Source organism: Bacillus siamensis (assembly GCF_051628075.1).
In the GTDB taxonomy this organism is placed as follows: Bacteria; Bacillota; Bacilli; order Bacillales; family Bacillaceae; genus Bacillus; species Bacillus siamensis.
Map to the genome: position 1 here is coordinate 3,639,760 of NZ_CP155579.1, position 21,597 is coordinate 3,661,356.

Here is a 21,597-nt window from a genome sequence, read left to right on the forward strand (position 1 = left end):
GCGACCTCACAAATGCCAAACGGGCTGCCTTTATCTTTAACCTCAAGGAATACTGCAATACCACCTGATTGCTTCTTTTGTTTCCATTGCAAGCGATATCGGCATGCTGGCTGTGTGTCCGTAGACGAGTGGCTCGGAACTTCAGCCATGTTAACATTTACAAAGAGGGAGATTTTAAGAAATTATTTTAACCTGACATCTTGTTGTCAAGTTTTAATGGATATACTAAAAACCCAGAGGTGAGTGGATGCAAATCAGCAGATTATTTCAAGTGATTTATATTTTATTGGAAAATGGAACCGTTACGGCACCAGAGCTGGCTGAGCGTTTTGAGGTGTCTGTCAGAACGATCTATAGGGATGTTGAGGCTTTAAGCCAGGCTGGAATTCCGATTTATACCGTACAAGGGAAAGGGGGCGGCATTTCCCTTTCCGACAGGTTTGTTCTGAACAAATCTATGCTTACCGACAAGGAGCAGGATGAGATCCTTTTTGCTCTCCAAAGCTTAGCCGCTGCCCAATACCCTGATTCCAATGCGATTTTTGAGAAATTGAGCAGCCTTTTCAGGAAAAACAGCATCAACTGGATTGAAGTGGATTTTTCCTCATGGGGAAGCGGGCAAAAACAAAAAGAGCTGTTTGTACTTCTGAAACAGGCAATCTTGGAGCAGAAAGTGATTTCATTTACCTATTTGAGTGCTGCCGGAGAACAAAAAAGCCGGAGAGCCGCGCCAATGAAACTGCTTTTTAAAGATAGAGCGTGGTACATTGAAGCCTTCAGTTTCGAAAAAAACGCTTTAAGAACCTTTAAAATTAACAGAATGTCGAATGTCCGACTTTTAACCGGAGAGGAGATGGGACTTCACCTTCAGCATGGCTGGTCGGAGCCTTCCATGACTTCTTCTGCAGAAGAATCGGTTAAAGAACCGCAGAGAATCCCTCTGGTATTAAAAATAGACCAAGCGGGAGCCTATCGAATCGTGGATGAGTTTAAAGAAGAAGACATTTTAAAACTGGAAGACGGGTCTTTCCGGGTCACTTCAGATATTCCTCCCGGTGAATGGCTTTATCACTATCTACTTTCCTTTGGAGATTTACTGGAAGTCATTGAGCCGGCATCTGTCAGACTGGAAATGAAAAATCGCACTGCCAGAATGGCCGAAAAATATTTGAGGTAACTGGACACGATGCTGTCAGGTTCTGTTGATTAAACTAGACTTGTACTCAACATTTGAAGGAGGATTCAGCAGAACGATGGAAAACAGTCCGTACTTATTAAATATGAGCAAAGAATTTGCAGGTAAACGGATCCTAGTGACCGGCGGAACACGGGGAATCGGCAGAGCCATCGTCAAACGTCTGCATGCGGCAGGAGCTGAAGTTATAGCTACGGCAAGATCATTACCCGAGGCATTGCCTGAAGGCGCAGGGTTTATTCAGGCCGATGTCTGCCTTCCAGAAGGCATAGATCATATCATTAAGGAAACAATTCATAAATTCGGCGGTCTGGATATTTTGATTAATAATGTCGGAGGTTCCTCAAGTAGCACGGCAGGGGCTTTAGCTTTAACAGACGAGGATTGGCAGACAGCGTTTAACGCAAATCTGTTTTCTTCCGTCCGCCTCGATCGCGGATTTCTGCCTTACATGGTCAAGCAGCAAAGCGGAGTGATTGTCCATATATCATCTATTCAACGAAAGCTGCCGGGCAACATGACCATGCCTTATTCGGCTGCCAAAGCTGCACTAGTTAACTACAGTAAAAACCTGGCGACCCAATTCGGCCCTGAGGGGATAAGAATCAACGCGCTAGCACCGGGATTTACCGAAACAGAAGCAGCTGAACAGTTAATTGAGAGAATGGCTAAACAAGCCGGAACCGACTATCTAGCCGCCCGTCAGCAGTTAATGGACGAGCTTGGCGGCATTCCCCTCGGCCGTCCGGCTCAACCTGAGGAGGTTGCCGAGCTTGCCGCATTCCTTGCGTCAAGCAGAGCCTCTTATGTAACGGGTTGTGAATATGTTATTGACGGCGGAACCATCCGCACCGTTTAACGAAATGACAAAGGAGTTGATCTTATGGAGCCTAGTGCTCTTCCGCAAGTTATACAAGATTTTATAGCCGCTTCCAATAAACCCGACCCGGATGCCTATATCAACTGTTTTTCGGAGGATGCTATGATCTTTGATGAAGGCAAAGTGTGGGCAGGCAAATCCGCTATAAGAAAATGGAGTGACGAACATCATTTTGATGCAAAAGTAACGCTTGACTTACAAAGGCATAGACAGGATAAGGCGGAAATCACGGCGGTTTTTAAGGTTGACGGCGATTTTGACAAAACCAGCCTGCCGAACCCTCTCTATTTAGATTTTTATTTTCAGATTCATAACCACAAGATTAAGCAGCTTGCGATCCAGCTTTCTAAAGAACCCGAACAAACAGAAACGGTAATCCAGATAAGAAACCAGGAGGAACATAAAAATGATAGTAAATAACGTGCTGCTGAAGCTGAAGGACATGAGCCCAGAGCATATCAAGCAAGTTCAAACCGTTCTGCTGGGCATGAAGGGAAAAATAGACGTTCTTCTCGATGTTCAGGTTGAAGCTAACATTCGCCCTGCCCCTTCAGGATATGATTTGATTCTGATCACTAAGTTTGCTTCCTTGGGGGATATGGAAGAGTACCTTACACACCCGGTTCATCAAGACATCGCTAAGTTTATTAGCACGGTTCTGGAGACGCAGGCGTCCGTTTGCTATGAATTATAATAAGACGATGAGGAATGAGACTGCCAGTTAAGTCAATTAACTTCACTTATATACAGAGATCAGCCATATTCACGTTATTCACTGTTTTAGAACTTCGGTTCAAAGATGTACTAAGGCAAACAGAGCTGCTCTGTTGTGTATTGAATGTAGTCTCGATTATTAATGAAAAAAAGACGATATGTGAAAGTTCAAAACCCGGAACGGCAACTCATCAAATTTTGAAACTGTACATCATCGCAGATGTTCCATTTTGTCGAAATATGTTACACGTGAAACATAAAAAAACCTCTCCCGTCAGGAGAGGTTTTTCTTAATTTTTTTGAAAACCTTTATCTTTTACGTATTGATTTAAATACGTTCTCGGTTTTTGTTTCATGAACTGCAGAATTTGATCAGACCATGTTTCAACCCGCTTGCCGTTTGTCCGTTTATCATAATAATCGGAGATGGTTTCATCATATTCCTTCATATAACTGCGGAAGTTTTCGTCATTCGTATCATACGTGTTTTCATGATATACGGCTTGTTTCGGCAAACGCGGCTTTTGACCTGACGGATGAGCGGGGTGGCCGACTACCAGACCGAACAGCGGCAGCACATGGTCAGGTGTACCGAGCACTTCCGTCACCTGATCAAGCTCATTCCGAATGCCTCCGATGTAACAAATGCCAAGGCCCATTGATTCTGCGGCAACACTTACGTTTTGTGCAGCAAGTGCGGCATCAATGACGCTGACCATAAACATTTCCGTATTCTCAAGAAGCTCTGTAATGTTTTCGCCTTTTTCTTCAGCAAGTTTTTTATGACGGTACAAATCAGCGCAAAACACAAACAAGTGCCCGTTATTCTCGACGTAAGGCTGATTTCCGGCCAGCGCCGCCAGCTTTTGCTTTTTCTCCGGATCAGTTACGCCGATGATGGAGTAAGCCTGCACGTAACTGGATGTTGACGCCGCCTGGGCGCTTTTCACTAATGTATCTATCTCTTCTGCTGTCAGCAGCTCGTCAGTAAATGATCGGATCGACCGATGATTAAGTATAGTTTCGATGGTATTGTTCATATAAAAAGCCTCCTTCTCTATATATCATATCCCAAAGGGAATCATGTCAAAAGCAAAATGCTCTGAACAAAAAAAGACAGCCCGAAAAACGAGCCGCCTGACATTATGAATTGAACAAATAACTTTTATATTTCGTCAGCTGCACACTTGCGTTATATACAATCCCGAAGCTGATCAATGTAGATAGCACCGAGCTCCCTCCATAGCTGACAAACAGCAGCGGAATTCCGGTAACCGGCATAATGCCGATATTCATCCCGATGTTCTGGAAGGTGTGAATCACGATAAGTGCAGTAAATCCTACGCAAAAGAATGCGCCGAATCGGTTAAAGGCATGCAGACGGTCAATCAGCACCACAAGCCTGTAAATTAAAAAGAAAAACATGACAACCGCAATGGCACAGCCTAAAAACCCGAAACTTTCACCCAAAATCGCAAAGATAAAGTCGGTCTGTCCTTCAGGCACGTACACTTTTAGATTATGAACGCCGTTTCCGGTAATACCGCCCGAGCCGATCGCCATAACGGCCTGATCCACCTGCCAGCTTTTGTCACTCTCTGCCTGTGTCGTAGCCGCGCTTGAATCAGACATCCACGATGTAATCCGGTTAATTTGATAGTCCGCAATGCCGATTGAATTTGCCACATGGGGAAATTCAATTACGAGCGCTAAGAAAAGGGCGACAACAAGGGCGGCTGATCCGCCGATAATGGTGATCAGCTTCCAGTTCACACCCGACATAAACACCATCACCATAACGATAAACAGACAGATCGCTCCCGTTCCGGCATCCTGCAAAACGATCAGTCCGATCGGAATCACTGTCCATGCCGCAATTTTCAAAAGCAGATTCACATCTTCCCGAAGTGATCTTTGATCTTTCGGGCTTGCCTTCGATATAATGGACGCGACCATCATCATAATTCCTATTTTCGTAAACTCAGATGGCTGGAGGGTAAATTTACCAAACTGAAACCAACTTTTAGCTCCATTCTTTATTGGTGCTATGGATTCCGGCGCAATTCGCAAAAGGAGTAATGAAAGTACTCCAGCAGCTAGAACATAAATGCTAAGCTTCTCTAACTGTTCCAAATCGAAATAAAGCAATAACCCTATTAGCCCAGCACCAACGATATAAAAAATAACTTGTTTCATCCAAGCATTATCTCCATACTGCCCGAACTGTCCGGCCGCATAAATCGCCGCAACACTAATTATTAAAAACACACCAAATATAAAAATCAAATCCCCCTGATAATAGGGATTTTGCTGTTTCTTATATCGACTCATTCTATCCCGCCTTACATTTTCATCGGAAGTCACTATTGTTTATTATACATGAACACCGTTCAAGAAAACATGATGAGGTTGTTTCTTTTTACGGTTTGGGGACTACACGACATATGACGTGTCAGAAAAGGAAATGTTTCGGTCATGGTGAAACTTTTCCGATAAAAAAACCCCTTCTCGTCAGAAAAGGGGATTCAGCTCATGTTTAATGTCATAAACAAACTGTTCGGGTCCTCATTGTAGTCTGCAAACGGTCCACAATATTGAAACCCGGTTTTTTCATACAGGCGCCTGGCGGGGAGAAAAGCATCCATCGAACCGGTTTCCAAGCTGATCCGCTGATAGCCTCTTTGCTTTGCTTCTTCAATTATATGGTGAAGGATTCGTTTGGCTGCGCCTTTTCTGACATGCTGCGGAGAGGTTTTCATTGATTTCACCTCACCGTGCCGGCTGTTCAGCTCCTTTAAGGCGCCGCAGCCGAGCAGGACGCCGTCTTCCCTCGCACTCCAAAACGTAACGTCAGGCTGGCGCAGGCGGTCCGCATTGAGCGCGTGTATACTCTCCGGGGGAGAATGCAGGGTCATGCTCTTCAGATGCGCCTGCAAAAGCGCAATGACATCCGGCGCTGTTACATCTTCTTTCCTTACGTGCACTTCAACCACCCTTGCTGTGCATATTTTCTTTGACCATAGCAAATGTTCACAGCCTGCGCCACTCCATTGTATGGAAATGTGACAGGGTGGTTGACCTTTCCGGTTTCTTGTACCTATTCAAAAATGGGGCAATAGTTGCAATACATTTCTCGAAAAAGAGGTATCAAAAATTGGAAAACATGGTATAATAATTGTAACAAAATATTCAAAAAACGACCACAAAACAGACACATTTTATTCTCTGTATTTCATTTTGGAAACGTTGCCATAAAATGAAAGGAGACACGTAAGATGGACATGTTTTTTGCTTATTTACTGGTCGCAAGCGCAACACCCCTCTTTATCTGGCTGGATAACAAAAAAGTGGCCCTCTCGGCCATACCGCCAATCATTTTAATGTGGGTTTTCTTCTACTTTTACGCAACCAGCAGTCTATCCCCTCTCGGCCACACACTCATGATTATCCTGTTTGCCGTCAACGTCATCGTTGCCCATATCGCCGCCTTTATCATTTACGGTCTTCCGCGCCTGCGCCGGAGAAGAAGCCGATAAAGGCACAAAAAACCCTCTTCGCCTGAACGAAGAGGGTTTCTTTTTATTCCTTATGTTCGGAATGTTGTTTTGCACCGCCTGGAGGGTTTCCATCCATATGGTCACCGTGTTGGTAGTGCGCCGCAAAGATCCAGATGGAACCAAGGATGATGACAATCGCTCCGAAAAATCCGAAGAGCGTGTTTCCGACTTGTATTCCGCCGTTTTCGCTTTCTGTCATGTGCATGAACATGAGAAGCTGCAGGCCGGCTTGAATAAATGCGAATCCGAAAATAATCCAGAGTTTTGCTGATGAACTTAAATCTGTGTATACCGCAACCCAAAGGGCCAGCAGGGTCAGAATAATAGACAACGCAAAACCTACGATATGCTTCCACGGAAAGTGGCTGTGTTCAGCAGATTTGTTTGCCATATTATAGTCCCCCCAATCCGATGAGATAGACGCCTGTAAAGATGAAAATCCAAACAACGTCTAAGAAGTGCCAGTATAAACTTGAGATAAAGATTTTTGAAGACGTCTGCGGTGTTAATCCGCGTTTCTTCAATTGCAGTAAGATGCCGGTAATCCAGAAGATACCGATCGTTACGTGCGTTCCGTGCGTTCCCAGAAGGACGAAGAATCCAGACCAGAAAGCACTTGTACCGAGAGATGCTCCTTCATGTACATAATGGATGAACTCGTTAAGCTCACATCCGACGAAGCCCGCGCCGAGAAGAAGCGTAATGATCGTCCAAATGACGACGCCTTTTAAACTTCCGCGACGCATTTCATGAACAGCGATCCCGCAGGTGAAACTGCTGATCAGAAGCAGGAATGTCATGATCATGACAAGCTTCACTTCAAATAATTCAGCCGGTAAGACCCCTCCTGCTGTTCTTCTTTGAAGAACGAAGAAGGTTGCAAATAGTGTTGAGAACAACACAATCTCTGCCCCTAAAAAGATCCAAAACCCGAGAATATTGAGTCTGCCGGTTTCAGATTGATATTCCATAGGCGCGTTAGAATTGCCGTGTTCTGCATGTTCCATAAATCACGCCTCCTTTATTCGGAAATCTTTCTTTCCGTCTCTTTTATTTCCTCAACAGGTATATAGTAGCCATTGTCATATTCAAATGAACGAAGCACCATGCAAAGCAGAATGCCGATCAAGCCGACAATGCCCATCCAGAACCATTCAAATACAAGTCCGAAGCCTGCAAAACCGAACGCGACTGACATAATAAGCGGTCTGCCGGAGTTGTGCGGCATATGGATTTTCTTGAATTTGCTTTCCGGATGAATATCCGTTTTGTCTTCTTTCAATTGCAGGTACGCATCTTGAGATTTCACTTCAGGAAGCACCGCAAAGTTGTAGTGCGGCGGAATCGCAGATGAAGTCGCCCACTCAAGCGTACGTCCCACGCCCCATGAATCTCCGCTGATCTCGCGAGTAGAGTAGCGGAAGCTGTAGTAGATGTTGTAGCAAAGGATTAAGAATCCGACACCCATCATGAAGGCTCCGACAGTTGAAATAAAGTTTAATGCAGTCCATCCGTCATTCGGTCCGTAAGTGTAAATACGGCGAGGCATACCTTGCAGCCCCAGGAAGTATTGAGGGAAGAAACATACATTAAATCCGATCATAAAGATCCAGAAGAACCATTTTCCGATTCTTTCGTTCAGCTTGTGGCCGAACATTTTCGGATACCAGAAAATAAATCCTGCGAAACACGCAAATACCGTCCCCGCGATCAGCACATAGTGGAAGTGAGATACAAGGAAGTACGTATTATGGTATTGATAATCCGCTGCAGCCATCGCGAGCATAACCCCTGTTACCCCGCCGACAACGAAGTTCGGGATGAACGCAAGCGCCCAAAGCATCGGTGTTGTAAAACTGATTCGGCCTTTATACATCGTAAAGAGCCAGTTAAAGATTTTAACCCCGGTCGGAACCGAAATCGCCATCGTTGTAATCGAGAAGAAAGAGTTAACAGACGCACTGTTCCCCATTGTGAAGAAGTGGTGAGTCCATACAAGGAAACTCAGGACGGAAATGGCGATAATAGAGCCGACCATCGCTTTGTAACCGAATAACTGCTTTCTTGCAAAAGCTGAAATAATTTCAGAGAAAATACCGAATGCCGGTAAGATAACGATATAAACTTCAGGGTGTCCCCAAATCCAGAATAAGTTAGCCCAAAGCATCGGCATACCGCCGGCTTCCAGCGTGAAGAAGTGAGCGCCGAACAAACGGTCAAATGATAAGAGCGCCAATGCCACTGTCAGAACAGGGAAGGCGAATACGATAATAACCATTGTAATCAGCGTCGTCCATGTGAACATCGGCATACGCATCAGCGTCATGCCTTTCGTACGCATTTTCAGGATTGTCACCATAAAGTTGATACCCGTCATCAGCGTACCGATACCGGCAATCTGAAGACCGAGCAGGTAGAAGTTCTCACCAGGCCCAGGGCTCATGTCGTTGCTTGCCAGCGGCATGTAACTCGTCCAGCCTGCGTTCGGAGAACCCCCGATAACGAAAGAAATATTGAATAGCATCGCACCTACGAAGAACGTCCAGAAACTCAGGTTGTTCAAGTACGGGAATGCTACGTCGCGCGCACCGATCTGCAAAGGTACGACAACGTTGATCAGACCGATTAAAAACGGCATCGCCATGAAGATAATCATGATCGTACCGTGAGTCGTAAAGATCTCATTATAGTGGTTTGAGTCTAAAAAATTGTTATTAGGAAGCGCTAACTGGGCACGCATCATCAAGCCGTCTACCCCGCCGCGGAACAGCATGATAACAGCAGAGATAATGTACATGATTCCAAGTTTCTTATGGTCTACAGATGTAAGCCATTCAGACCAGAGCCATTTCCACTTTTTGAAGTATGTGAGTACAACGATGATAGCAATAGTGGAAAGCGCAATGGAAACTTGTGCGCCCAGAATTAATGGGTCACCTGTTACAAAAAATTCATCCCATCTCAATTTCATTCGGGCTTCCTCCTTTCTTGTTCAATTTCAATCTTGTTTATCGTCGGATACTTTAAATTCGTTTTTCTTTACATTTTCCCACGGATCTGTTTTAGAGTGCGGTGATACGGCTTTGTAGCCAAGGCGTTTGCGCGCCTCCATCGCATATTCGGCATCTTGGCCGTGGTCAACGTATTTTAAGTGTGTAGAAGAGAACGTTAATTTACCGACATTCTCCGGAAGCATCAGTTCGTCATACTTCTCTTTCGTCAGCTTTGGAGAATTGCTTTGGGCTTTTTTCACCCAGCTGTTAAAGTCTTTTTGCGTAACGGCTTTTACGTTGAATTTCTGGTCGGCAAAGTGTTCGCCGGTGAAGTTCGCGTTGCGGCCTTCATATGTTCCCACTTTGTCAGCCTGTAAGTATTGATCCATCAGCATTCCCGCCATCGCGTATTTTTGTCCCCCAAGCTGAGGAATCCATAGCGACGCCATTGAATCTGCTGAAGAAATTTTAAATAATACCGGACGGTCTACAGGAATGTTCAGGTAATTTACCGTCTCAATATCCTGCTCAGGGTAGCTGAATACCCATTTCCAGTCTACCGAAGTAGCATAAACGACAAGCGGTTCTTTATCCTTAGTCGCTTCAGGCGCTTTTTCTAACGAATATATCGTCTGTACGGTAGGCACAGAAAGTGCAATGACAATTAAAATTGGGATCACTGTCCAGACTACTTCTAAGAACGTGTTGCCGTGCATCTCAGGCTTGTAATTTCCGCTGTCTTTGCCTTTGCGGTCGCGGTATTTCACTAAAATGATTGTAAATAGTACGAATACGACGCCGACAATGAACAGCATAAATCCGATTGACAAGAGAATCAGATCTTTTTGCTGGTCTGCTACAGGTCCTTTCGGATCTAACACGGAAATGTCGCTGCATCCGCCCAGTACGAAAACAACAGCCAACATCGCTAATAAAAGTAACGGTTTAAATGCTCTGAACAAGAAGATCACCATCCTTCCTATTGATGTAGTGAATCTGAAATGTACTTTCTCAAAATCTTTTCTCTATCTACCTTGTTATGCTATCAAAATCTGCCCTTATTAGCTTTATTTTTTTCTAAAGTTCATCTTTTTTTCGCCCTAATGTCACAAAATCGTCAAAAAATGCATGAACTTTTTTCACTTGCGTAAATCAAACATAAAAAGTTTTAGATCATTTAGCATATATAGAGAAAAAAGATAGTGAGAATGAATAATACCAAATAAAGGTTTACCACAATAAAAAACGCGGGTCAACAAAAAGTTTCATTTTGTTAACCATTCCATAAAGAAAATATTTTTCCCTTTGCTCTCACCTTTTCACACGGTTACCATTTTAACGCAACGCATAGGGAAAAAAAAGACCGGAACGCGCCTTGATATGTTCATTATAAAAAACACATTCATATGTTTAATATAGACAAAACGAAGGAATCATATAGGCATAAATAATAAAAAATAGGAAGTGATATTTATGAGTTTTATCGTATCTCTGATTGTTGCCATTATTATCGGCTGGATCGGAAGTTTATTTGTAAAAGGAAGTATGCCCGGGGGGATTATCGGGTCAATGATCGCAGGTCTGATCGGCGCATGGATCGGGCACGGCCTGCTCGGCACATGGGGCCCTCACCTTGCCGGCTTTGCCATCATTCCGGCAATCATCGGAGCGGCGATCGTGGTATTCTTGTTCAGCCTGATCGCCAGAAGCAGAGGATAAAAAAAAAGCCTCGTCCCTTAAGGGACGAGGCTTTTTTCAGGCAGAGCGTGCAAATGGCCGATAAACCGCCGGAAAGCCGCTCTGCCTTCCTCTGTCTGTTTAAAGACGCCGGCATGCTCCAATATCCGCGCAAAGACATGGCCGATTTCTTCTTTTAGAATCTGTTCCGCGTTTTCTTTCGTTACCTTCCGCTTATGCAGCACGCCGAGCGCCCAATCTTTATGCTTGGCCGCAGAAGGATCGGCCGTCAAGGCCGCATCCGGGTCCGGTGAACACAGCGCTTCAGCCGTGCGTTTCATCTCTTGTTCAAGACGCCCCGGCAGAATCGCCAGCCCCATCACCTCAATCAGTCCGATATTTTCTTTTTTCAGATGATGAACTTCCTGATGGGGATGAAAAATTCCCAGCGGATGTTCATCAGAGGTGCGGTTATTTCTGAGGACGAGATCTAATTCGAATAAACCGTTTCTCCGCCGGGCTATCGGCGTAATTGTATTGTGCGGTGTTTCTCCTGAATAAGCGAGGATATCCGCCGCTTCATCAGTATAACCGCGCCATGCCCGCAGGATGGTGTCCGCCGCGCCAGATAGCTCAGATGCGCTCTCGCTTTGCAGACGGATGACCGACATCGGCCACTTCACAATGCCCATCTTCGTCTTCGGATAATCAGGCAGCCTGTACCGGCTTTCTGTCTCCGCCTGCGCCATGGGAAATTCATGATCGCCGCCCTGAAAATGATCGTGGCTTAAAATACTGCCGCCGACAATCGGCAAATCAGCATTGGAACCGAGAAAATAATGAGGGTACTGGCTGACGAACGCCAGCAGCCTGTCGAACGTTTTTTTGCTGATCTTCATCGGTTCGTGCCGGTCTTTCAATACGATGCAATGCTCCCGGTAATACACATACGGAGAAAATTGCAGAAACCACTGCTCCTCGCCGAGAATCACCGGAATGACGCGAAGGTTTTGACGCGCGGGGTGATCCGGCCTCCCTTCGTACCCGACGTTTTCTTTACAGAGAACACATCTCGGATACTCGGATTGAGGCTGCTCTTTGGCAGCGGCAATTGCTTTCGGATCTTTTTCAGGTTTTGAAAGGTTGATCGTGATATCCAGCTTTCCGTAAGCTGTCTCAGCCGTCCACCCGATATTCCGCTGAATTCTGTCCGAACGGATATAATACACATCCTCTGAAAATCGGTAAAATGCCTTTGTCGCCTGCTCCGGCCCGTGCATCGCCTTTGTTTCTTCAAAGCGCCGGACAATCTCAGACGGCTGCGGGGCAAAGCAGCCCATGATCTTCGCACTCAGCAGATCGCGATATGTGTCTGTATCGGCTGCAATCCGGCCCGCCTTTGCCGCCCATTCGTAAATCGGGGCCAATATGTCCGGCAGAGATGCCTCCGATTCATTTTCCGTCCGTGCTGATGGCGCCGGATGGGTGATATGCAAAGTTTCATATAAACGGTTTCTTGTATATTCAATATCAAGAAAGGAAATCAGCTCTTTTTGCAGTCCGTACCGGATTAAACGTTCCACATGCCGCTCAATCGCCATCGTCATCCCCCCTTAGTTCTCTCGCTCCGGCTCCGATGTCCGCCGTGTAAAAATCGGCCTTTCCCCCGGTCTGTTCCTCATAGCAGGCGCCTGCCGTTTCAATAAAATCTGAAACCGCATCATCCTTGACGATACTGACCGTACAGCCTCCGAAACCGGCTCCCGTCATCCTTGACCCGACAACCCCCTCGTGGCGCCAGGCCGCTTCAGCCAGTGTGTCCAGCTCAAAACTTGTCACCTCGTAATCATCGCGTAACGAGAGATGCGAATCCCTCATTAATTCACCGATATGATGAAGCTGATTGTTACTGAACATGCCGGCCGCCTTTTTGGTGCGGTGATTTTCATAGACGGCGTGTTTCGCCCGGCGCCTGTTCACTTCATTCTGAATCAGCTCCGCATGCGAATCAAAAGCGGAGGGAGACAGCTCCCCCAGCGACTGAATGGAAAGGTGCTTCTGCAGATCATAAAGCGCTTCCCGGCACTCCTTGAGCCTCGTATTATAGCCTGAGTCTGCAAGCGTCCGTTTTTTATTGGTATTCGCAATCACGATCGACAGTCCCGACACCCCGAGTCTAATATATTCAAAGGCGAGCGTTCCGCAATTCAGCAGGATCGCATGATGTTTCTTTCCCATCCCGACGGCGAATTGATCCATAATGCCGCAGCTGACGCCGATAAAGGAATTTTCCGCCGCTTGAGCCAGTTTCACCAAATCGGGCATGTCTGCATCAAGCTCATGACATTCCTTGAGAATGACCGCCGTGACAAGTTCAATAGAGGCTGATGATGACAGCCCTGCGCCGTTCGGGATATTTCCCCAGAATACAATATCGAAGCCGTGCGGAAGGGAAAAACCGCTGCGGAGGCATTCCGCCATGACCCCTTTCGGATAATTGGCCCACCCGTCCTCTTTCTGATAGCGGATATCATCGAGACTGCATTCTTTTATGCCTGCTTCCTTAAAATTGTGAGAGTACATTCTGACGAGCCTGTCCCCTCTTTCTCTGACGGCTGCATATGTACCGATCGTCAGCGCGCACGGAAAGACGCAGCCCCCGTTATAATCTGTATGCTCCCCGATAAGATTCACTCTGCCGGGCGCAAAGAAAAGACGCAGGCCTTCCGATTCCCCGAATACATCAGCAAACGCTTTCTTTATTTTGTGTTTCATACGCATCCCCTTTCACCGTTACTCTTTCCCCCCGGGCGCGGAAAGAAACCGTTATGACACGCCCCCTTCTTTCGCTTTTCTGAAAACAATCCACTTGCTGGCAGCATAGTTGACGACTACGATGATGACGTTATCGGCGATTTTCGCCAACGTTTCATTCATGTGAAATTGACTGACCAAAAGAATCATCATCGCGAGATCTATGCCGAGAGACAACACCCGCACGCTGAAAAAGGCAGTCAATTCTTTCATCAGACTCCGCATCCCCGCGGTTTTTTGCTGAAATACATACAGTTTATTCGTGACATATGCAAATAGAACGGACAGAACCCAAGCGGCGACGGTCGCCGCCTTGTAATCCATCTCAAATACCGCCGTCAGAATGTAAAAACTGACGATGTTCACGATCGTCGTGAACACACCCATAATGATATACATCATAATTTCTCTGTAACGCATGGCAGTTCCTCGCTTTCTGAAAAACTTTTCTAAACCTTTTGTCAAATCAAGAAGAACGTTCCCCTGATTTTCTGCCGCTGACAAAAACATAGAGCGCGTCAAACATGCTGCGGAACGTAACCGGCCTTCCCAGCACATTGGATTGCTTGATCATCCCGTCGATGAGCGCGCACATTATTTTAGCGGTATGCTCGGTATCTATATGGTCTTCTATTAAATTTCTCGATTTGAGCCAATTTATGTACATGGCGCTTTCTTCTATCCATAACTTATACAGGCGGATATACGCTTCATATTCACTGACGACTTTGTAAGTAGGCATATGAACGGCAAAAGACACCACATTCCAGGCAGGCTTGCTGTTTACAAACCGCATCAACAGGCTTGCTGTGCTTGCCGCGGCTTCACAAAGCGTCAACGGCCGCGCTGTTTGCTTTTCTATTTCGTCGAGATAGCCCGTGATGATCCTTTTTTTGATCTGACGCCTGTCTAACAAATGCTTCAGAAAATCTTCCTTGCTTTCAAAATGAACGTAAAACGCGCCTTTGCTGAAACCCGCCGCTTTACTGATGTCATCGATTGAGACTGAATCGTAAGCTCTGTCAATCAGGAGATGAAGGCCTGCGTCAATAAAACTTTCAAATGTTTCTTCTCTCTTAATTTGAAATTTGTTTTTTTTCATTTTTTACCCCAGCTGTTTGATCATTCACTTTATCTTACACCGAATCATTCTTTTGCGGTATTTTTTATACAAAAAGAATATGCTAGTCGACGATCAAAGGGTAAATGTTAATAGGTCATATGATTTATTTTTATTTACATACTATCCAGTCAGTATTTATTTGTTTATTATTATATGTAAGAATTCTTGAAGGATTTTGGTTATTTCAGTCATTTTTTTAGGGAATAGGTAGGTGAATTCATCTTCAATTTGGGATTACCGGCCAACTATGTGTGATATTTGTTACACATTGGCTGCTGTAGCTGGGCAAATCATTTTTTCAATTGGAGGTTCTTATGAAAACTCATGTAATGAAGAATATAGATCAAGATTGGCAATTGTTAATTCAAGAAGCTAGAATCATGGGTTTGCACATTGACGATGTAAGGCGATTCTTAAATACTGAAAAAGCGGTGAAGAAAAAAACATCAATGAAAAACACCATCCGCCAGCAGTAAGATTTACAGGCGGATCCTTTCACCCGAGTTTTCAAAGGAACACTGCCATCTTAAGAGGGGAATCAGAGTACAAAACCGTGAACGGACAACCATTCCCGCCCCATTCCGCTACCTGAACAGCCAAACATGGTGATATGAGATCCCCCCGCTGCATATCTTGTGTATTATGCCCATTTATGAGGTGATACACGGATGGATACGAATCCCTATTATGATGAAAAACAACAGAGCTACTACGAAGGCCTGAATCCTTATTTATTAAACAATATAGACAAAAACTGGCGGACAGTGCTCGATGTCGGCTGCGGCACGGGCAATTTAGGCGCGGCGATTGAAGACCGCGGAATAACGGTTTACGGCATTGAAGCGTTTCCCGAAGCAGCAAAAAAGGCGGAAAGTAAATTGAGCCATGTGCTTTGCGGCGACATTGAATCCGCCATTCTTCCGTACGAATCAGAACAATTCGATTGTATGCTGTTCGGAGACGTTCTGGAGCATCTTGTCGACCCGTGGTCAGTGCTGAAAAAGCTTCGCCCGTATGTAAAAAAAGACGGCACGGTGCTTGCATGCATACCGAATGTCGGCCACATCTCAGTGGTGCTGGAGCTTTTAGCCGGCAAATGGACTTACAGGGACGCCGGGTTAATGGATCAGACCCACCTGCGTTTTTTTACCCGGGAAGAAACCCTTTCATTATTTAAAGCGGCAGGCTATGAGGTGAAACGCATTGAGGCGATCCGCGTTGATCATCCCTCTTATCACCGGGCCATCGCCTCATTGCACGAAGTATGCGTACAGCTTGGCATAAGACATGATTTTCTGACAGAAGCATCGGCCTATCAATACGTGATTGAGGCCGAGAGGAGCATGTAATGAATGCACATTCATTTCTGTTTGTCATTTGCGTGAATGATGAGTCGCTCTACTCCCGATGCAAAAACCATATTCTGAAGCTTACCGTTCCCCCTTCACATTCCGTTGATATCATGCCGATATACGATTCAGAAAGCATGGCCTCCTCCTACAACAAAGCGCTGAAACACCCTTCCAAATATAAAATTTATCTGCATCAGGATACATTTATCATTCATCAGCATTTCCTGCGAGACATGCTTCATATCTTTCAATCTCATCGTGAGCTCGGTCTTCTCGGTGTCGCGGGCTGCAAAACGCTTCCGCCGAACGGCATTTGGTGGGAAAGCGGGCAGCGGATGGGGAAAGTGATTGAATACCGCGGGAATGCTTGCCATCCGCTTGAATTCGAGAACGGTGATGAAGACGGACTGTTTATGCCCGCTGACGCCATTGACGGATTGTTAATGGCCTCTCAATATGATGTGGAGTGGCGAGAGGATTTGTTTCGAGGCTTTCATTTTTACGACACATCACAGTCGCTCGAATTTCAAAAACACGGCTATCAAGTCGGCGTCGCCTGCCAGAAAGACCCTTGGTGCCTTCATTTTTGCGGTGACTCCTTTGACGCCGCGGCGTATGAAGCGGACAGACAAATATTTGTCCAACACTATATGGGAAAGCCCTCTTGCTGATGCAAAGAGGGCTTTTTACGGATTAACGTTTATTCAATTCCCGTTCAATGATTTGTTCAAAAGTTTCCTTTCCCGCGACGCCCGGGATTCTTTCATCGCCGATGATAAACGTCGGCACTGCCGTAATGCCGGCTTCCTCATAGGCATGGCGGAGCGCTTCCCGCTGCATGTCCCTGTACGCTCTTGTCTCAAGCGCCTCTTTGAACGCGACGCCGTCAAGTCCGGCTTCTTCCGCGAGCTTTGTCAGCACGTCAATGTCACCGATATTTTGTTCTTCCTGAAAGAATGCCTGAAAAACGCGTGTATGGTATTCGCTTCCTTTCCCATGTTCCTTCGCAAAATGAAAACCTTCAAACGCCAAATCCGTGTAGGGATGCGGTGATACGCGGGGGAATGTCATCTCAACACCTAAAGACCGTGCCATCGGTTCAATTGAATTTTTCCACATCTGCCGCTTGGCGGGATCATTTACCGGATCAAGTTTCGGTGAGGGGCTCGGACGCAATTCAAACGGCATCCATTCCACCTGTACGTCCTTGTCCTTGATTGCTTCTTCAAACGCCGCTTTGCCGACAAAGCAAAACGGACATACATAATCAGTATATACTTTAATCTGCAGTGTCATTGTATGTCTCCTTTCCTTTTTATTTTACGTTGTAACAAAAATAGTTACAAGCGTTTTTTAAAAACACCTTCCATATGGAAGGTGTCACGATTCCAGCAGCTTCTGGGCGATATATTCTCCTTTTTTACAGCCTCCGGGACAGGCGAATAAAGAAGAGCCGATCGTTTGTGTGTATTCATTCAGCGCATCCTTTGCCGCCAAAGCTTTCAGCATCGGGACAAATTGGCGGTCCGGGTCTTTTTGAAAGCTGATAAACAGCAGGCCTGCGTCAACATAGCCCGTCTTCGGGTCGATTCCGTCCGTATAAGAAAACGCCCGCCGCAGAATTTGTCTGCCGGTTGATTTCGCCACGCTGACATGCGAGTCGGCGGGAATTTGATTCAGCTTGACGGGATCAGTCTCCTTTTTTTGTCCGAAAGGAGCGCCCGAGCTTTTCACCCGCCCAAACGTGTCCTCTTGTTCCTTCAAGGATGAACGGTCCCATATTTCTAAAAACATTTTAATTTTCCTAAACGCCATGTACGTGCCGCCCGTCATCCAGTCCGGCTCCCCTGATTGAACCCAAACGATTGAATTCATCAGATTTTCATCCTTTGTGCTTTGGTTGCCGGTGCCGTCTTTGAATCCGAAAAGGTTGCGCGGGGTTTCGCCGTTTTTCCCGCCGCTTAAGAAACCTTTATTGAGAAAACGGACTTCACACACGCCGACAGCCTGTTTAATCAGATTGCGCACCGCGTGGAACGCCGTTTGTTCATTATCCGCACAGACCTGAATGACGATATCACCGCCGCCTTGTTTCTGATCGAGCTTGTCGTTTGGCATTGGCGGAATTTCAGCGAGGTGCTTCGGTTTTTTATCCTTCAGCCCAAAGCGGTCCTTCCCGTCTTTTTCAAAAAATCCGGCGCCGAAGCCGAAGGTAACAGTTAAATTCGCCGGTGCCAGATCCTGTGACTCGCCGGTATCCTGCGGAGGCATATATTTATTTTTTTGCTCGCCTGACAAAGCGGAGCCTGAGGTCAGCAGCTGCGTCAGACTGGTCCAATTTCTGAAGAGGGAGATGACATCAGCTTTGTTGCTTGACTTGACATCAAGCGCTGCAAAATACACATACGTCTGATGCGCCGTTGTGATTCCCGCTTGGTGCTTCCCGTAAAAAGGAACGATTTGTTCATTATCACTTTTTCCTTCACTCTTCTTTGAAGCGGTGGCCGCCGGTTTGAAGAGCGGAGCGAGTCCTCCGAGGCCGCTCGCTCCCACAGCGACGGCGGCGCCCGCTACGGCGCCCCACTTCAGGACATCCCGTCTGTGGATCTGTTTTTCCTTGTTTTGTTCATCGCTCATGCTGTGTCATAACTCCTTTTAAAGCACATCGGCAATCTTCGACATGGTTTCAGAAAGGGCCGTCAGCTTCGTGCTTATCTCTCTGATTTGATCTTTACTTAATTTATCATAAGACGTATACGAATGATCGCCTGTTTTGTATTTCGACATCAAAACTTCAAATTCGCTGAATTCCGTATCAAGTTTTTCCGTGACGCCGGAATGATCTTTCACAAGCGCGCTTTTCACTGTTTCATAGACAGCTTTTGAGCCTTCGACGTTGGCGGCCAGATCTGTTAAATCAATCCGGGAGTAACGTTCTTCTTCACCCGTGATTTTTGAGATGCCCGCTTCATTCAGAAGCTCCATGGCGCCGGCGACGATTTGTTCAGGCGTCAGTTTGAGAGAATCGACAGAACCGTCAAGCTCCTTCACATCCTTTAACAGGACGGAGGCCGTTTCTTTTTCGCCAGAAATCTGATTGTCCTTCCAGAGCGCTTTTTCAAGCTTGTGGAAGCCCGTCCATTTGCCGCCTTCTTCCACATCATTTTCTCTGGCATCGATTTTCGGATCAAGCGTGCCGAGGCTTTCGGCAATCGGTTCAATTCGCTCATAATAGACGCGCGCCTTCGGATAAAGTTGTTTCGCTTGATTGATGTTCCCCGCCTTGACGGCGTCTGTGAACGCTTCGGTCGATTTTACAAGCTGATCGCTCTGTTCTTTGACATATGTTTTATAATCACCCGCAGCTTTCTTGAGCTGGTCACCGGCCTTTTTGCTGCTTTTTCCAGCGCCCGTCAGCTCCTCCAGCGAGGCTGTCAGCGATATAGATTCCGATTTAATCTTCTCTGTATCAGGCTTATCTTTTTGTGCTTCTGTATAAATCGGCTGCAGGTGCTTTTCGATATCCGTGTATTCAAACGGATAATCTCCGCGGATTTTATTTTCAAATGAGAGCCAGTAGCTGTTCAGTTCTTTTCCTCTTTGCTGAATGCCTTTCCGGTCTTGTTTTTTAACGGATTCATTCAGTTTGGTCAGAATATCCTCCATTTTGTCCACTGATGTTTTGATGTCCTGATTTACACTGGTTTTTTCGGCTCCTTTGTCAGACGCTGACTGCTGAGCGCCGCAGCCCGAGCACAGAGCGAGGAGTAAGCCGGCTGATAAAGCCGCTTTCCGGATCTGTTTCATTTTGCAACTTCCCTTCTATTCGATTTTAATTTTACGGCTTCCATGATGAGTGCTGCGGCTAAAAAGCCAATAATGAACAGCTGCGGAATGGTGCTGAAAACCGACGGATAGATGCCGAGAAACGATACCGACGGAAGCCAGCTTTCAGCGTCAGACGGGAGAATATCCGCCAGCTGCAGGCTGTGGATGCCCGTACCGAGAAATTTCACGCACATATACAAAACGACGGCCATGGACAGCAGAAAGAACGGCTTTAACGGAATCCGCATTCCGAGCCTAATCATGAGAAAACCCGCTGCCGCAAGGATCAACAAGCCCGCTGCGGTTCCTCCTATTAATTCGGTAAGCGGCAGCTTGCCGACGAGGCCGATAAAAAAGATTACCGTTTCAAGCCCTTCTCTGACGACTGCCAAAAAGGCGATCAGCGCGAAGGACAGCAGACTTCCTTTTTTAAGCGCCTGCGATTTTTGTGTGTTAATTTTTTCCCGCCATTTATCCATTGAAGCGTTGCGGTGGAGCCAGACGCCGACAAACAGGAGCATCACGGCAGACAGAATGCCGGTCACGCCGCCGAGCAGAAAATTGTTTTCTCCGAAAATGTTTGAGGAAAACAGCAGTGTGACGCCGACCCCCGCCCCGAGAGAGACGAGCATGCCGAGTGACGCTCCGCCCCAGATCCAAGTTGATGAACGGGTGACCCGGGCTTTTTTCGTCATCGTCAACAGCGCGCCGATCACAAGAAGCGCCTCCATTCCCTCCCTTATCGGGATAAGAGCGGCGTCCAGCCAGCTGTAGCTGCTTGACGCAATCGGCTCAAGGAGCTGAATCATTTCGTCAATATGTTTAACGGCCTGATCCGGGCGGTTTTCGGCTTCCGCTTTCATGAGCGCCAGATTCTCTTCTGAGGTTGTGTAAGCCGTTTTGGATTGGGACACGACGTCTCCTTCGACAGCCAGCCAATTCGTGACAAGCTGATCGATTTTTGCTTGGGCTTCAGCGGTTTGGCTGCTTTTGATCAGCTGTTTCGTCTCTTTTAAGCTTTGAATATAGGCTGAGAGTGTAAGCCTTGAGCTCCCGCCGGCTGCGCCTTTTAATGTGACGGCCTGCCGGTAGGTTTCTAAATGGGACCCAAGCTCAGAGAGCTCCGCCTGTACCTTTTTTGTGTCTTTATTAAGCAAAGAAAGTGAAATCATTGCGATATTGGAGTTCATTTTTGAATAGGAAGATAGATTTTCTTTTTTAATAGCAGGCTCTTCTTTTTTCCATACTGTTTTGAATTGTGAAAATGTTTTTTCGGCGGATTGCAGGTTTCCGTCCTTTGCAGATTGAATCATTTGCTGATTCAGGCTGATAAGTGAAGCGATGGGATCAGCGCCTTTCGCCACGGCAGAAGAACTGACTATGACGAGCAGGCTGAATAACATGAAAGCAAGCTTCCGTGCCATCATGCACCTCCTGTAGTTGAAAATGATTATCATTATATAT

Annotated in this window: 24 protein-coding genes; 9 read left to right on the forward strand and 15 right to left on the reverse strand. The window is 46.2% G+C overall.

Annotated features, from left to right (window positions below):
* Positions 1 to 247: 247 nt before the first annotated feature.
* From ABDB98_RS18085 to ABDB98_RS18100, 4 genes are all read left to right on the forward strand, one after another.
* On the forward strand, positions 248 to 1,177 hold the full coding sequence (locus ABDB98_RS18085; protein ID WP_438420893.1) for a helix-turn-helix transcriptional regulator: 930 nt from the start codon (positions 248 to 250) through the stop codon (positions 1,175 to 1,177).
* A gap of 76 nt (positions 1,178 to 1,253) precedes the next feature.
* A complete protein-coding gene (locus ABDB98_RS18090; RefSeq protein WP_438420894.1) occupies positions 1,254 to 2,054 on the forward strand; it encodes an SDR family oxidoreductase in 801 nt (266 codons plus the stop codon).
* Between the two features lie 24 nt (positions 2,055 to 2,078).
* Positions 2,079 to 2,495 carry a YybH family protein gene (locus ABDB98_RS18095; protein WP_438420895.1) on the forward strand — a complete coding sequence of 139 codons (417 nt, stop codon included), beginning with the start codon at positions 2,079 to 2,081 and terminating at the stop codon, positions 2,493 to 2,495.
* Positions 2,482 to 2,769, forward strand: coding sequence for a Dabb family protein (locus tag ABDB98_RS18100; protein WP_016937526.1), 288 nt, complete (start codon positions 2,482 to 2,484; stop codon positions 2,767 to 2,769). Before ABDB98_RS18095 ends, ABDB98_RS18100 begins: the two co-directional genes overlap by 14 nt.
* Before the next feature lie 310 nt (positions 2,770 to 3,079).
* On the opposite strand, the gene nfsA is transcribed toward ABDB98_RS18100, so the two are convergent.
* The 3 genes from nfsA to ABDB98_RS18115 all read right to left on the reverse strand — a co-directional run bounded on the left by nfsA (position 3,080) and on the right by ABDB98_RS18115 (position 5,773).
* Complete coding sequence (gene nfsA / locus ABDB98_RS18105) at positions 3,080 to 3,829, reverse strand: oxygen-insensitive NADPH nitroreductase (RefSeq protein WP_438420896.1); 750 nt, start codon at positions 3,827 to 3,829, stop codon at positions 3,080 to 3,082.
* A 103-nt stretch (positions 3,830 to 3,932) separates the two neighbouring features.
* Complete coding sequence (locus ABDB98_RS18110; protein ID WP_438420897.1) at positions 3,933 to 5,120, reverse strand: FtsW/RodA/SpoVE family cell cycle protein; 1,188 nt, start codon at positions 5,118 to 5,120, stop codon at positions 3,933 to 3,935.
* 194 nt (positions 5,121 to 5,314) lie between these two features.
* Entirely contained in the window at positions 5,315 to 5,773 is a 459-nt protein-coding gene (locus ABDB98_RS18115; protein ID WP_438420898.1) for a GNAT family N-acetyltransferase, read from the reverse strand.
* Positions 5,774 to 6,064: 291 nt separating this feature from the next.
* On the opposite strand from ABDB98_RS18115, the gene ywcE reads away from it, so the two are divergent.
* Positions 6,065 to 6,325, forward strand: a complete 261-nt coding sequence (gene ywcE / locus ABDB98_RS18120; RefSeq protein WP_060963974.1) for a spore morphogenesis/germination protein YwcE — start codon at positions 6,065 to 6,067, stop codon at positions 6,323 to 6,325.
* Between the two features lie 43 nt (positions 6,326 to 6,368).
* Here the strand turns inward: ywcE and qoxD are convergent, their stop codons facing one another.
* From qoxD to qoxA, 4 genes are read right to left on the reverse strand one after another with little or no spacing between them, the layout of a single operon-like run.
* Complete coding sequence (gene qoxD / locus ABDB98_RS18125) at positions 6,369 to 6,737, reverse strand: cytochrome aa3 quinol oxidase subunit IV (RefSeq protein ID WP_095241156.1); 369 nt, start codon at positions 6,735 to 6,737, stop codon at positions 6,369 to 6,371.
* Between the two features lies 1 nt (position 6,738).
* Positions 6,739 to 7,353 (reverse strand): cytochrome aa3 quinol oxidase subunit III, encoded by a 615-nt coding sequence (gene qoxC, locus ABDB98_RS18130; RefSeq protein ID WP_013354030.1) that lies wholly within the window; start codon positions 7,351 to 7,353, stop codon positions 6,739 to 6,741.
* A 14-nt stretch (positions 7,354 to 7,367) separates the two neighbouring features.
* A complete protein-coding gene (qoxB, locus tag ABDB98_RS18135) occupies positions 7,368 to 9,317 on the reverse strand; it encodes a cytochrome aa3 quinol oxidase subunit I (RefSeq protein WP_316099763.1) in 1,950 nt (649 codons plus the stop codon).
* Positions 9,318 to 9,344: 27 nt separating this feature from the next.
* Complete coding sequence (gene qoxA, locus ABDB98_RS18140) at positions 9,345 to 10,310, reverse strand: cytochrome aa3 quinol oxidase subunit II (protein WP_095241275.1); 966 nt, start codon at positions 10,308 to 10,310, stop codon at positions 9,345 to 9,347.
* 502 nt (positions 10,311 to 10,812) lie between these two features.
* Here qoxA and ABDB98_RS18145 point away from each other — a divergent pair.
* On the forward strand, positions 10,813 to 11,058 hold the full coding sequence (locus ABDB98_RS18145; RefSeq protein WP_014419187.1) for a GlsB/YeaQ/YmgE family stress response membrane protein: 246 nt from the start codon (positions 10,813 to 10,815) through the stop codon (positions 11,056 to 11,058).
* 17 nt (positions 11,059 to 11,075) lie between these two features.
* Here the strand turns inward: ABDB98_RS18145 and galT are convergent, their stop codons facing one another.
* The 4 genes from galT to ABDB98_RS18165 form a co-directional block, all read right to left on the reverse strand.
* Positions 11,076 to 12,617, reverse strand: coding sequence for a UDP-glucose--hexose-1-phosphate uridylyltransferase (galT, locus tag ABDB98_RS18150; protein ID WP_438420899.1), 1,542 nt, complete (start codon positions 12,615 to 12,617; stop codon positions 11,076 to 11,078).
* Positions 12,607 to 13,791 carry a galactokinase gene (locus ABDB98_RS18155; RefSeq protein ID WP_438420900.1) on the reverse strand — a complete coding sequence of 395 codons (1,185 nt, stop codon included), beginning with the start codon at positions 13,789 to 13,791 and terminating at the stop codon, positions 12,607 to 12,609. Before ABDB98_RS18155 ends, galT begins: the two co-directional genes overlap by 11 nt.
* 51 nt (positions 13,792 to 13,842) lie before the next feature.
* Entirely contained in the window at positions 13,843 to 14,229 is a 387-nt protein-coding gene (locus tag ABDB98_RS18160; RefSeq protein ID WP_032864817.1) for a GtrA family protein, read from the reverse strand.
* Between the two features lie 67 nt (positions 14,230 to 14,296).
* On the reverse strand, positions 14,297 to 14,932 hold the full coding sequence (locus ABDB98_RS18165; RefSeq protein ID WP_438420901.1) for a TetR/AcrR family transcriptional regulator: 636 nt from the start codon (positions 14,930 to 14,932) through the stop codon (positions 14,297 to 14,299).
* 335 nt (positions 14,933 to 15,267) lie between these two features.
* Here ABDB98_RS18165 and ABDB98_RS18170 point away from each other — a divergent pair, with 335 nt between their 5' ends.
* From ABDB98_RS18170 to ABDB98_RS18180, 3 genes are all read left to right on the forward strand, one after another.
* On the forward strand, positions 15,268 to 15,429 hold the full coding sequence (locus tag ABDB98_RS18170) for an anti-repressor SinI family protein (RefSeq protein ID WP_060963969.1): 162 nt from the start codon (positions 15,268 to 15,270) through the stop codon (positions 15,427 to 15,429).
* A 192-nt stretch (positions 15,430 to 15,621) separates the two neighbouring features.
* On the forward strand, positions 15,622 to 16,302 hold the full coding sequence (locus ABDB98_RS18175) for a class I SAM-dependent methyltransferase (RefSeq protein ID WP_438420902.1): 681 nt from the start codon (positions 15,622 to 15,624) through the stop codon (positions 16,300 to 16,302).
* Positions 16,302 to 16,976: a glycosyltransferase family protein gene (locus ABDB98_RS18180; protein WP_438420903.1), complete on the forward strand. Its 675-nt coding sequence runs from the start codon at positions 16,302 to 16,304 to the stop codon at positions 16,974 to 16,976. The genes ABDB98_RS18175 and ABDB98_RS18180 overlap by 1 nt, the downstream gene beginning before the upstream one ends.
* 22 nt (positions 16,977 to 16,998) lie before the next feature.
* Here the strand turns inward: ABDB98_RS18180 and ABDB98_RS18185 are convergent, their stop codons facing one another.
* The 4 genes from ABDB98_RS18185 to ABDB98_RS18200 form a co-directional block, all read right to left on the reverse strand.
* On the reverse strand, positions 16,999 to 17,601 hold the full coding sequence (locus ABDB98_RS18185; protein ID WP_438420904.1) for a DsbA family oxidoreductase: 603 nt from the start codon (positions 17,599 to 17,601) through the stop codon (positions 16,999 to 17,001).
* 84 nt (positions 17,602 to 17,685) lie between these two features.
* Positions 17,686 to 18,942, reverse strand: a complete 1,257-nt coding sequence (efeB, locus tag ABDB98_RS18190; protein WP_060963966.1) for an iron uptake transporter deferrochelatase/peroxidase subunit — start codon at positions 18,940 to 18,942, stop codon at positions 17,686 to 17,688.
* Positions 18,943 to 18,960: 18 nt separating this feature from the next.
* A complete protein-coding gene (gene efeO / locus ABDB98_RS18195; protein WP_438420905.1) occupies positions 18,961 to 20,112 on the reverse strand; it encodes an iron uptake system protein EfeO in 1,152 nt (383 codons plus the stop codon).
* A complete protein-coding gene (locus ABDB98_RS18200; RefSeq protein WP_438420906.1) occupies positions 20,109 to 21,557 on the reverse strand; it encodes an FTR1 family protein in 1,449 nt (482 codons plus the stop codon). The genes efeO and ABDB98_RS18200 overlap by 4 nt, the downstream gene beginning before the upstream one ends.
* Positions 21,558 to 21,597: the final 40 nt, after the last annotated feature.